Source organism: Alkalihalobacillus sp. MEB130 (assembly GCF_032335535.1).
Lineage (GTDB): Bacteria > Bacillota > Bacilli > Bacillales > Bacillaceae_D > Halalkalibacter.
On sequence record NZ_JAOANA010000009.1, the window covers coordinates 124,936 to 138,023 of the forward strand.

Annotated in this window: 12 protein-coding genes; all 12 read right to left on the reverse strand. The window is 38.9% G+C overall.

What is annotated here, in order from left to right; all coding sequences use genetic code 11:
• Positions 1-135: 135 nt before the first annotated feature.
• Positions 136-1,242, reverse strand: coding sequence for an ABC transporter permease (locus N0O92_RS11160; protein ID WP_315614736.1), 1,107 nt, complete (start codon positions 1,240-1,242; stop codon positions 136-138).
• Entirely contained in the window at positions 1,243-2,178 is a 936-nt protein-coding gene (locus N0O92_RS11165; protein ID WP_315614775.1) for an ABC transporter permease, read from the reverse strand.
• A 111-nt stretch (positions 2,179-2,289) separates the two neighbouring features.
• Positions 2,290-3,462, reverse strand: coding sequence for an MFS transporter (locus tag N0O92_RS11170; RefSeq protein ID WP_315614737.1), 1,173 nt, complete (start codon positions 3,460-3,462; stop codon positions 2,290-2,292).
• Between the two features lie 258 nt (positions 3,463-3,720).
• Positions 3,721-4,773: a Gfo/Idh/MocA family protein gene (locus N0O92_RS11175; RefSeq protein WP_315614738.1), complete on the reverse strand. Its 1,053-nt coding sequence runs from the start codon at positions 4,771-4,773 to the stop codon at positions 3,721-3,723.
• 57 nt (positions 4,774-4,830) lie between these two features.
• Entirely contained in the window at positions 4,831-5,661 is an 831-nt protein-coding gene (locus tag N0O92_RS11180; RefSeq protein ID WP_315614739.1) for a carbohydrate ABC transporter permease, read from the reverse strand.
• Positions 5,658-6,590 carry a carbohydrate ABC transporter permease gene (locus N0O92_RS11185; protein ID WP_315614740.1) on the reverse strand — a complete coding sequence of 311 codons (933 nt, stop codon included), beginning with the start codon at positions 6,588-6,590 and terminating at the stop codon, positions 5,658-5,660. Before N0O92_RS11185 ends, N0O92_RS11180 begins: the two co-directional genes overlap by 4 nt.
• 55 nt (positions 6,591-6,645) lie before the next feature.
• A complete protein-coding gene (locus tag N0O92_RS11190) occupies positions 6,646-7,968 on the reverse strand; it encodes an ABC transporter substrate-binding protein (protein WP_315614741.1) in 1,323 nt (440 codons plus the stop codon).
• A gap of 86 nt (positions 7,969-8,054) precedes the next feature.
• Positions 8,055-8,822, reverse strand: a complete 768-nt coding sequence (locus N0O92_RS11195; protein WP_396334494.1) for a sugar phosphate isomerase/epimerase family protein — start codon at positions 8,820-8,822, stop codon at positions 8,055-8,057.
• A gap of 33 nt (positions 8,823-8,855) precedes the next feature.
• Complete coding sequence (locus N0O92_RS11200) at positions 8,856-9,878, reverse strand: LacI family DNA-binding transcriptional regulator (RefSeq protein ID WP_315614743.1); 1,023 nt, start codon at positions 9,876-9,878, stop codon at positions 8,856-8,858.
• Between the two features lie 269 nt (positions 9,879-10,147).
• On the reverse strand, positions 10,148-10,279 hold the full coding sequence (locus N0O92_RS11205) for a hypothetical protein (protein ID WP_315614744.1): 132 nt from the start codon (positions 10,277-10,279) through the stop codon (positions 10,148-10,150).
• Positions 10,280-10,413: 134 nt separating this feature from the next.
• Positions 10,414-11,871, reverse strand: a complete 1,458-nt coding sequence (locus N0O92_RS11210) for an alpha/beta hydrolase (protein ID WP_315614745.1) — start codon at positions 11,869-11,871, stop codon at positions 10,414-10,416.
• Positions 11,872-12,287: 416 nt separating this feature from the next.
• Positions 12,288-12,857 (reverse strand): DapH/DapD/GlmU-related protein, encoded by a 570-nt coding sequence (locus N0O92_RS11215; protein WP_315614746.1) that lies wholly within the window; start codon positions 12,855-12,857, stop codon positions 12,288-12,290.
• Positions 12,858-13,088: the final 231 nt, after the last annotated feature.

A 13,088-nucleotide genomic window follows, 5' to 3' on the forward strand; every position in this document is an offset into this window, starting at 1 on the left:
TGATTGTATCATTCTAAAGATACCAACCCAATCCGAAAAACTTACCCTCTGAACTAAACAAATTCTCCGATACTACAAAAGTCTATAAAAAAATTAGTTCCGTCCCTCTATTTTTCACAATATAAAATACTATTTCTAAGCTCGGCGCTCCATCAGGTTGATTCCAATCCCCATGCAAACCACGCCAAATAATAACATAATTGATATGGGCTGTAACAGTTCAGGGAATCCTAGGTTATAGATGGAAGCCCCTTTTAAGGCATCTAGTCCGTAATAAATTGGCATCCCTTTCGCTAAAGCAATCATGATGTTATTTGTCACAATCTCGATTGGCCAGTACGCACCACCTAGCATAGCCATCGCCGTAGCGAGAATGGGTATGACTGCCTGCATTTGCTGAGATCTCTTCACTAGCCCCATGACCAGCATCCCTAGACTCACAATTGCAAACGTGTAGCAAGCGATGACAAGCAAAAGAGTACCATACCGCTGTCCCAAATCAAATCCAAATATAACTTTGAAAAATAGGAAAGCAACGAGAATTTGAACATATCCAATCACAAAGCAGTAAAGCAACTGTCCCAAATAAATCTGCCATTTGTGCAGTGGTGATACGATGAGACGGTCCCAGGTCCCGACTCTTTTTTCCTCCGCCACATTCATTAAACTAAACATAATCGTGTATATGGAGAAGAATAAAGTCATCCCAAACAACACGTGAAGTTGGTCATCATAGATAAATGAGCTCTCTTCCCCACTTAAGGAGTCAGTTACCACCTTTATGCTAGGTTCATTCAGAGACCGTTTTAGTTCAGTACGGAATTCATCTGCGTCTACCTGCGATGCTATTTCCTGTAACCTCAACTCCTCCAAATATACCTGATACACATAGGTTTCCACTGTTACACTTGATGGCTCCTGTACTGCGATGAAAATTCGATAGTCATCGTTCATTAACTTCAGCGCAAGTCCAGCATCCCCACTAGAAACCGCTTCGTGAGCTTCTGATTCTTCTACCCAGCGAAAGGTCATATTCTCCGCTTCATTTAATCGATCTAGCCACTCCACTCTTTTGTCTTCTTCCAAGGAAGGGTCTCCGTAGGTGTAAATCGTAATTTTGCCGTTCGGTCCACCAAATCCTGCTAGAAAAGATACGAACAAAATGGTCAATCCGAGGAATGAGAGAACGAGTATAGGAGAACGGCGTAATCGTTGCCACTGTAATAAAAATACGGATTTCATCTACAACGACCTCCTTTTTGAGAAGATAAGAATACTGCTTATTATTAACATGGCGGCCAACGCTGCGATTCGATATAAATAAGGGAGAATCGTCGTCATATCAAGCTCCTGCATCCACTTTAAAAATGCAGTCAATGCCGCGCCATTTGGTGTCCAATTCCCTATAATTCCGATCATTGTGGGCATTTCAGATGTTGGGAAGAAGCTTCCTCCAGCAAAGGCAAGTAACGTCACAATTCCACCAGAAAAAATATGATTAAGGGCATCATTTTCATATTTCACCGTTAGCGCTGTTAATAATGAAGCAAACCCACCCACACAGATTGCGAGAATGATGGCAATGATAGCCATCCCTCCCCAAAATGCAGGTTCATCAAGGGGAAATGTTCGAAAGGCCAAGGTTGATACAAGAAAAAGAATGATCAGTTGGCAAAACGAAATGACAGTTGCCGAAATTATTTTTCCGCCTAAATAAACAATCGGATGATGGTTCGCAAGTATGATTCTATTAAACACATGCTGCTTTTTTTCCATATAAGCTTTGCTTGCAATCGTCGATCCAACAAATAATACAAACATCACCGCCATACTGATTGTATAGTATTGGAAAGATGTGATCGGCTCACGAGCAGAAATGGATTCTACCCCTCCAAACTCCTGAGCCTCCATCACCTCTCTATTAGTTCGATCTGACAAAACATCCCCATGGCCCAATTCTAGTAACGTTTGAGTTATTGCCCTTTCAAAATTCACTGTATGAACATATCGATTCACAATGGTTAGAAATACATCTGTTCGAATCGAACTATAGTCCTTCACAGTCATTTTCAGTTCACTGCCATCCCCTTCATTTAATAACATTTTTTGAAGGGAACGGTACGTGAAATCTTCAGGGATCAATAAAATTGCGGTAACATCTTCGTAAAGCGGGCTAATCCGTTATCCGAAAACCTCTGTAAAAAGGTTCCTACTCTTCATGAATGAAGGATAGGAACCTTTCTAACAATTGAGCATATACTCAAAAAGGTCTTAAACTTTTTCTATTTACTACAAAACTTCATGTTTACGACTCTTTCCCACTTTCGATCGGCGATCTTTAACAAGGGATAAATAAGTTAGGAATGATGCCAACGCACCAATAAGAGCTAACATACTACCTGAATAATACGCTGCTTGTGGACTATAAAAATCATAAATCCAACCTCCTACTGAACTTCCAATAATACCTGCGACACCCCCAAATATAGCTGCAAACATAGTTTGACCTGTGGCTCTTAGTTCATCTGGGATAATGCGTACTAGATACGTAATCGCTGAAACAAACACTACCGGGAATGTTAAACTATGCATAATTTGAAAGATAATTAATGTAATTGGCTCTGTCGCAAAGCTATATAAAATCCATCTTAGTGAATACATAAATCCAGCAATAACAAATAATGCAAATTCATTAAAGCGCCGAATGAGATAGGCCATTCCAGTTAAAACAGGAACGGTGCATAATGTTGCAACAGTCCAAGCTCTACCAATATGAGACTCTTTCGCCCCTAAATCAGCTAAATATATCGCTAATAAACTATCATTCATTCTGTGAGGAATAGCAATCAGTAACACCAAAAATAGAAACCAGATTACTTTTGTATTTGTAAACAAATGTAATACTTTTTCCTTTGTCACAGGTTCTACTTTATTTTCAACATCTGATACTAGAGATGTTAAGCCAAGTAAAATAAAAACGAGAGTGACATAAATAAATCCTAAATATCTGATCCCTATCGTTTCAATTAATAAACCCACGCAAAGTGCAGAAACAGCAACCCCTATCTCTCCCCAAGAACGAATAGAGCCAAAGTTTTTCCTTTTAATCTGGGCATATCTGTAAGTTAGACTATCGGTTAGTGGGACCGCCGCAGATAAAAAAAACATAAAAATAAACATTAGTATCAATATTAAGAGGAAGTTATTTGCAAGAAAAAGTGGAATGCTGATGATTGCAGCAGAGAAAAAGATAAGCAGAAGGATTCGTTTAACCGTTTTTTTTCGATCACTTATAATTCCCCAAAACGGCTGCGCAAAGATCGATACTAGAGCTCCAGTAGCCATAACGAGTCCGACTTCTACTGTCATTAACCCTTTTGCTCGAAGATAAAGAGGCAGAAAAAAGATAATAATGGAATAGACCGCGTAAAAAAGAAAATTAAAGGATGTTAAAACGAACATCGCATTCCCTTCTTCCTTCATTTCACCTTGATATGCCTTTCATTTACATCTAACTAACTTCATAGTATTTCAATCAAGGTTCGTAAATATAACTCATCATAAAACTAGTTTTGTACATACCCAACCTTCTTTTGTAGAAAGCTGGCTTAAAATAATTGGCCTGCCTAATCGCTTTGCAACAAACAGATTCTTGTGTTTACGAAAGCTAATCAGACAGACCCTATTAAAATCTTATTTTTGAACTAACTAGTTATATTGTCAAAGTTTGACCTGTTCCAGTTTCTGTTTTAAATCAACAATGGTCTTAGTTTCCCTTGATTCTAATGCCGCCAAAATGACCGCTAGCGATTTAAACCCTTCTTCTCCAGAAACAGGTGATGGTGTATCGTTAACTATGCAATCAATAAAGTTGTCAATTACATGAGTCTTTGTTTGTCCTCCCTCTTCATTTGACTGAATCTTTGCTAATTCGTACTTTACTGTTTCTCCATTTTTTTTCTGGAGGATAAGCGAATAGTCTGGGTCATCTTCTAATCGAATAATTCCTTCTTCGCCATAAATAATGGTCGAGTTATCTGACTGAGGGGAATATGCCCAACTTGCTGTCAGTGTTCCGATAATCCCATCCTCTAGCTTCAAAATGCACACAGCATTATCATCCACTGATGAATCTTCTTTTGCATTTGTTTCAACCATTGCGCCCACTTCTACTACTTCTTTGCCAAGAATATAGCGGATTAAATCTGACTTATGAACGCCAAGGTCTCCCATTGCTCCAATAAAAGCTTCCTCTTTTCTGAAGAACCAGCTTTCTTTCCCATCAATGCTCCAACCTTCTGGACCACCATGGCCAAAGGTTGTGCGGAAACTATACACTTTTCCGATTTCGCCTGATTCTATTAGCTTCTTTGCTTTTTCATGTGAAGAAACAAAGCGTTGATTATGAGCAATCATTAACTTCTTTCCATTGTCACGGGCAGCAGCAATCATCGCTTCCGCTCCTTCTTTAGAAGTAGCCATCGGTTTTTCACACAACACATGCTTCCCGCTATTTAATGCGGCAATTGATACTTCAGCATGAAGATAGTTTGGTAAACAAACACTGATAGCTTCTATTTCTTTATTAACTAATAGTTCTTTGTAATCAGTGTAAGCTCTCACACCATACTGTGCAGCAACATCTATTGCGCGCTGCTCATTTATATCACACACCGCTATAATTTCTACCAAATCATTTCCTGCATATTCCAAAAGATGACGTTTTTGAGCAATACTCCCGCAACCAATTACTCCTACTCTAATTTTTTCCAAGTAGATTCCTCCTAATGGATTATATGAATTTACTAACATTTATAGTTCTTCCCAAGGTTAACCCTTCACCGCGCCTCCTGTAAGCCCTTTCACTACTCGTTCTTGTGCGAGTATAAATAAAAGCAATACAGGTAAACTTGCAAGGGTTAATGCTGCCATCAAGCCAGGAACATTAATCGCAAATTCGCCATAGAAGTTCTGTAAACCTAGAGGCAATGTCATATTACCTGGACTCGTAATTAAAATTAAGGCAAAGATAAATTCTGTCCAAAGGAAAACGAAATTGTAGATGACAATTGTAGAAATGGCAGGAACAATGTTCGGGAAGATCACCTTCCAAAAAATTTTCCAGTGATTGGCTCCATCAATTTGTGCCGCTTCTTCTAGTTCCTTTGGAATCTCTTGCATAAATTGCGTTAATATAAAAATCGAAATAGGCAAGCTAAATGCTACATACGGACCTAGTAAAGCAAACAATGTATCGTAAATCCCCATTCCTTGTGTCAACACAAAGATTGGAATTAACGTTGCATGAATAGGAAGCATCATTCCAGCAACGAAAAGTAGAAATAATGGACGATTTAAGCGGAATTTCATCCGACTTAACGGATAACTTGCAAGTGATGCGATCATTACCGTAATAATGACAGCTGATACCGTGATGATAATACTGTTAAGAAAATAATTCGTTAATCCCATCCCGAAAACGGAAAAATAATGTTCAATCGTAAATGTACTAGGGAAAATCGAGAAAGGATTGCTGAAAAATTCATTCATACTTTTAAAGGATGTACCAATCATATACATAAACGGATAAAACGTAAAAATTAAAAGGGAGATCGCTAGCACATATAATAGAACTCTCTTACTTAGCTGTAATGGATTCATGTAAATAACCCCCGCTTCTTTCGTTGGTGCTCAATGATCTGAATAATCACGACACAAACAAATGCAATTAGGAACATGACTGCTGCAATCGTACTGGCATACCCCATACTAAAATGAATGAATCCTTGTTTATACATGTAGGTCCCGAGTATCTCCGTCGCGCCTCCCGGACCACCGCCGGTCATTATGTAGAAAATATCAAATGCTTTTAAAGACCCTACAATAGCTAGAATAGAGGAAGTAACAACCGTAGGAATAAGAGCCGGCAACGTAATATAATAGAATTTTTGCGTCCCATTTGCACCATCTATGCTAGCAGCTTCATATAGCTCATCAGGGATCCCAACCATTGCAGCTTTAAAAAGAATCATATAAAAAGGAGAAAACTGCCAAACAACGACAATTAATATAGCAATCATAGCTGTATTTTTATCAGCTAACCAAGGGACTGAATTAAATCCAAACATTTGTACAAGCTGATTGACTGGACCATTGATTGGATCATACATAAAAATCCAAAGTAAACCAATGGCAACCGTTGACATTAAATACGGTAAAAAGAAAATCACATTTAAAAACTTTTTTCCCATAACCGGACTAAAAAGAACCAATGCCATAACTAGGCCTAAAGGAATTTGAATAAAGACAGAGACTAAAACGAGAAGCATGTTGTTTTTCAATGCTTGCCAAAATGTAGCATCTGCAAAAAGCGAGGCATAATTAGCAAGTCCGATAAACTCTTTATGCGCTTGTACCCCATTCCAGTCATACATACTATAATTAAACGTCGCGATGATCGGATAGAGAATAAAAACGGAGTAAACTAATAGCGCAGGCAATACAAATAATAGAATCGTTTTTGCCTTTTTTCGTTTATCCTTATTTACAACAGGACTGATGACGGTATCTTGGTTAAGAGCTGTTTTCACTGCATTCACTCCTTTTTAAGGGAGAGGGGTAGCCCCCCTCTCTTCTTCCGTTTTATTACTCAAGGACTTCTTTTGCTTTTTGTTCCATTTTTTCAGCAGCTTCTTCTGGTGTCATTGTTTTACCTAATAGCTCTTGTGTTGTGTCTTTATGGAGTTCAGCAAGGGCTGGTGGAAGTGTTTGGTCATAAGGCATATGAATGTCGTTTGCATTTGCAGCTACCTCAGCAAACTTCTGAACAAATACGTCGTCAGTTTCAATGTTTTTAAGTCCTGAAGTAGCTCCTGTACGATTCTCATACTCTGTAGCTGTTTCGACACTACCTAACTCTTTTAGCAATTCAATCACTAATTCTGGATGCTCGGTTTGAGAGTACGCAGACCAAACCGGTGATGTAGCTCCACCAAGGTTTGTAGGATCTCCGTTTCCATCTGGTAAAGTAGGGAATGGGAAGAAGTCGACTTTTTCCTCAAAATCAGGTGCTTCTTGACGAATATTATTGATAAAGGCAGTTGACATAAGCATCATCGCTGATTGACCAGAATACATCAATTGTCTGCCTTGTCCTGCATCATATGGAACTCCATTAAAACCAGGGTTGAACGCGTTTCGATCAACTAACTCTTGAATATATTCTCCAGCTCTTACGTATGCAGCGTCATCGAAACCTTTGCCCTCACGGTTATAAGCACTTAAGAATAATTCTTCTCCACCAAGACGGTCAGCAAAGTACATTAAGTAATATGCACCCGGCCATTTTGTTTGGTTCGCTAATGTAATCGGTATAATGTTATTTTCATTTAATACATCAATCACGTGCAGTAACTCTTCATATGTTTCTGGAGCTTCTAATCCGTGCTCTGCAAATAGTTCTTTGTTATACCAGAAAAGCGTTTGACTTATGCCTAATGGCAATCCGTAGATTTTCTCATCAAAAGTGGCATTGTTAAGTGCCGTCTCTAAATATAAGTCAAAATCGATATCTGTGTCATTTAATTCTAGAACTTGACCAGCATCTGCAAATTCCTGCAACCAACTGCCTCCCCAAGAGACGAAAGCATCAGGGGGATTTCCACCAGACATGGCAACCACCATTCGCTGCTTGTAATCATCGTTTGGAATTCTCAATGAGTTAACCGTTACTCCAGGATTGTTCTCTTCAAATCGTGCAACAGCTTCAAGGTATACCTGTTCTTTTTCACCCGGATCAATATACCAGAAATCCAATTCTACATTTGAACCATTCCCGCTCGAATTAGTGTTGCTATCATCGTTAGTTGGTTCAGAGGACGATTCTTGACCAGATCCACCCCCGCAAGCGGTCAGAAAGATTGAAAGAATAAGCGTAAATAAGATTAATATTGGAAATTTCCTTTTCATATTAGAGTCCCCTTTTTTCTTTGAATTTTTTTCAACGATTCATAGAGTGACGTGAATAAAGAATAGAACCAGTTTTATGTAACCGGTTACAAATTAGGCGCTGAAGGTTGTTTCTTTAAATAATTCAAACTTATTGTTGCACTTTCAAACGGATCTCTTTTCGTTTGATCTTGTTCAACAATAAACCATTCCACGCCAGCCTGAACTCCTGCACGGATTGAACTTTCAAGGTCGACCCCACCTGTTCCTAACTCTGCGAAAAATTGTTCTCCATCAGTGGTCATATCTTTCAAATGCAAAAGCGGCGTTCTACCTTTATACTTTTCGATCCATTCTACAGGGTTTTCTCCAGCCTTTGTAAGCCAGTAAATATCTAACTCCGCGTTTACTACTTCTGGGCTCGACTCATCTAACAAGATATTCAATGGCTGCTTTCCACCAAGATCCTCTAATTCGAATGCGTGGTTATGATAGCTAAATTTCATACCATTCTCAGCACATTTTTCCCCAAATTTAGTTAACAGCTTAGCCAATTGTGAATATTCTTCTATCCCCCCGCGACGATCTTCGGGTAAGTTTGGACAAGTAATGTACTGACAATTAATTTGCTTTTGATACTCAATTACTTCATCAAGGTCATTTTCAAGCATATGAAGCGGTACGTGACTCCCAGCAGCTTGGAGACCCATTTCCTCAAGTAGAGCCTTTAATTCTCTTGCCTCTAAGCCACCCCAATTACCAGCAAACTCAACTCCATCATATCCTAGTTGAGCAACTTTCTTTAACGTCCCAACAAAATCTTCCTTGCACGAATCTCTCAGAGTAAACAATTGAATTGCCACTTTCATCCTCATAACCCCCATTGTTTTCAAAATTAAGCGAAAATATTATTTAGGTTCATCCCCCCTTTCTAAGTACTTCATTCTTCTACATGAATTTCGAATAATTAACTTACTATTTAATTCAACATGCATTTGTTCTAAAAGCTGATGGTCTAGTATTGTTAATAACATGTCTGCAGCTTTTTCACCAATTTGAACAGACGGCTGTTCAATAGTTGTTAACGCAGGTGTAAGATATTCCGATACAGCAATATTGTCAAAACCGACGATTGATATATCCTCTGGAATTCTTACTCCCTGTTCACTTAGAGCACTTATCGCACCAATCGCCAAATTATCTGAAGCTGCAAAAATGGCTGTTGGCAGCTTTTTTTGGAATAGCATTTGATTGGCTAAATGATAACCTGACTCCAATGACCATTCTCCTTCAAAAATGAGTGATTCATCTACTTTTAAACCATGTTGGTGTAATCCATTTTTATAACCTTCCAACCGTTCCCTAGCCCCTATGGAATCGGATCGACTACCTAAAAAAGCAATACATCTGTGTCCAAGATTAGCTAAATAGTGGACCGCTTTTTCAGCTGCTAAAACATTATCAATACTAACTGACGGTGTCGATTGAATCCTTTCTCTGAGATTATCGGTTGCTAATACAACAGGGAGACCTTTAAACTTCTCAGCGAATTCTTCTTCTGACATCATAGCTGATAATAATATCGCTCCCTCAACCGTTCTATCTCTAATTAACTCAGGGACGGAACTGTCTCGCCGATTGAACGTTTCTATTAAAATTACTTGGTATCCTTTTTCATTTACAACATTTTGAATACCGTGATAAATACTTGAGAAAACAGCGTTTGACACTCTTGGTACAACAACTAAGATCTTCTTAGACTGCATGTTACTTAAATTTCTAGCTAACGTGTTCGGTACATAATTTAGTTCTTCAACAGCCTTTAAGACTTTTTCCTTTGTTAGCTGTCTAACATTGTCGTCTCCTTTTAACACACGTGACACAGTAGCAACTGATACTCCTGCATATTTTGCTACATCTCTCATTTTCATATAGTTCACCTTCTGAATGTAACCGGTTACATTTGTTAGTTACTATATTAGTTGTTCTTGGTTAAATTGTCAATATTTTTTAAATTTTACTTTTCTTCTGAATTCGACAGATTTTTCCTGATGAAATCAAACAAAAAAGCAAGAGATCCATCCCCCTTGCTTCTCAAATCTATTTTTGCATTTTTATATAGCTTCCCCACTCAATTAAAACGCTTTTCGATGGTAAATGATAGAGGTAACTCCCCCAGAAACAGCATAAAGTGTCAAGATCACAACTGCTGCTCCAAATATAAAGCCGGGATAGACAAATTCACAATAAAATTTGTAAGTGCTGTTACGTTATCATTCATAAACTTTATAAATAGTAACACTTCCGTAAAGAAACTTCTGCCATTTGACATAAAAAGGCTCCCTTCCAAGTAGCACAGATTTACTTTCAATCTGTCTACCTAGAAGGGAGCCTTCAAACCGTCCTCTTCTCACAGCATTACCTATCCGCAGCCTAATGACCAGTATTCTGCACATATTTCCACCTCTAACGTGGATCCCTTTCCTCCCCGGATTTTATATCAATAACTTTAATTGGATTTTGCGGTGAGTCTACAGTCATACTGTTTGGAGCTTCTTCTTTGTTCTCCACCCAATTAACAAGTAGATCAAAAGCTTGATGGGTATATGGCAATAAGGGTTGAAGCTCTCTGTCCGGATCTGTTACTTGATTCCAGACCAGGCTGTCCACATGAGTGCCTTTTTCGATCATGTATAGACGGTGCAAATGTTCTTTTCCTGCTTTTTTCACAAGTTTGCTGTATCCCTCTGCATGAATCGTAGGAAAAATGAGACAATCCAATGAACCGGTTATGCTGATTAAAGGCACATCAATATCACCGGTATTTGCTACCTCTTTAATGTTTTCTTTTATACTTTTTGGACGTGATGCGTATTTATAATCTTCAAATATATGATCATAGCGGCGGTCCCTAACCCCATTCACAAAATTCATATAATTTTTCCAGTTAATTCTAGCTGGTGCGTCTGGATCAAAGTGATCGCGGTATATATTTAGAGTTACAAACCAATATACCTGGTCATGAAAGGCCCACAATTTTTCGGATCCATGCGGAAGACCTGCTTTGTACATTTCCTTAACTGCTTTGTCCCGTGCTTTCCCGCTGCCAAAAATGGCTTCATCGGCATGATTGACTACAGTTGTTAAAGAACTAATTAAGTTCGGAAACTCATCTGTCCATAACACCCCTTCCCAATCAACTCCGCCGTCAAAAAGTCGTGGCTCTCCTGTTTTTTCCGGTCCATCATTTTCAAGCGCATAACGGACAACATAGCCCCCATTTGATATTCCCAGAGCGTATGTAGGCACTTTATGATCTTCTTTAATTAAACGACTTGCTCGGTTTGCTGGATCATTCGGTCGAATCAGCTTATCAGGGTAACGCTTGCTTAAATAGCTTTGAGCCGCTTTTGTCACTTGGCGATAGCATAGATGCCATTTTGCTACACTATCATCCGCGTTGATTAGTGCATTTTTCACCTTTGCAAGCGGATCAATGGGATCGCTTTCCCCCTGTGTCCCTTTATCAATTGCCGCAAATGCAAACCCTCTTTCTAACACAAAATCACTAAATAGCAGATCTGTCGAAGTTTCATTCCGAGTAGCAGGTATACCAGAGACGACCAGTTTTCCATTCCAGTTCACCGGTACGCGAATAACGAATTGCGCATCGTCAAACAATCCAGTAATCTGTGTCCCCTTAATTTCTGAAGGCTTATACATTTGATACCAACCAGTACCTTCGCTCGAATTCCCCCAATGATAAGGAGCCAAACCGAGGTTATCATAAACAACAGCTTTTTGATATTGCTGCGGATTTTTCGTAGTCAGCCAGTTTCCATTTCCCCCATCAAAATAACTCTCAGACACTTCACGTGCCCTCGGTATTAACTCATCCATTTCTGAAGAATATGTTTCCCCCATCATTTTTCCTCCTAATATAAAATGTAGATAGTAAAGACAAAGATAAAACAAGCACTAAGGTTTCCCTTCCAATAAATCGACGCTGCCATAAGGACTTCAAAAAGATCGTTGAATCTGATTAATTCTTATTCATAAGTTCCATTGTAAAAGACTTTTCCCTTTAAAATAGACTTCACCAATATTTGTTACTCTCAGTTTACCGTCTCGAACTAACATCAAGCTTAAAGGGGGATCGGTCGATCTTAAAAACCTCCGCTATAGTTTAAGAAATAATCTAATTTTGGAACTAGATTAATCATTATATTTTCCGTTTAACAAAACAAAAGAAGCAAGAGCTGTGTCCCTTACTTCTCCAAAAAATCACATATATATTTCTAATTAAGAAAAGAGCTATCACGTAAAAAACAGGATTACTTCTAACTGTCAATTTCTTTAAGAACTTTTGCCGGTACACCGCCAACAATAACGTTAGGCGGTACATGCTTGGTAACAACAGCACCAGCCGCGACAATCGCACCATCACCAATGGTCACACCAGGAACGACTGTCGCGTTTGCTCCAACCCATACATTATCACCTATTATAATGGGCGCAGGATGGATCGAGCTGCGTTTGTTGGGATTCATGTCGTGATTGAGCGTAGCCAAAACAACATTGTGTCCGATGAGCACTCCATCTCCAATGGTAATGCCGCCCTGATCTTGAAAACGACATCCTGAATTGATAAAGACATTCTTTCCCACATTGATATTTTTACCACAGTCCGTATAAAAAGGAGGAAACATGGCAAATGTCTCATCCACGCGACTGCCTATTAAGTCAGAAAACAAGCTTCGAATTTCTTCCGGAGGATGATAACTTCCGTTGATCTGCGCAGTTAGTTTTAGTGCCTCCTGAGCAAGTTCATGCATCATTTGATGTATTTCTGAACCACCCTCAACTGTCTCACCACGGTTCAAGTGTGCTAAAAAGTCACGAATTTCCATCTGCATTCTCCTTATCGATATGAGTTTCCTATCGCTAAAATCTCCAACTTCTATGCATTTCATTCTGAAAGCGAAATTCGATACAGCTTATCGTCCTTCTCCTTTGGTGTAGCTCGACCATCAGACCTACTAAGTCCTTTCAGACCTAAGTAGGTCGATAAATAAAACCAACAGACTCTTTAAAAAAGATGCCCCAATAACAAAGCTATTAGGACACCTTAAATCCGGTAA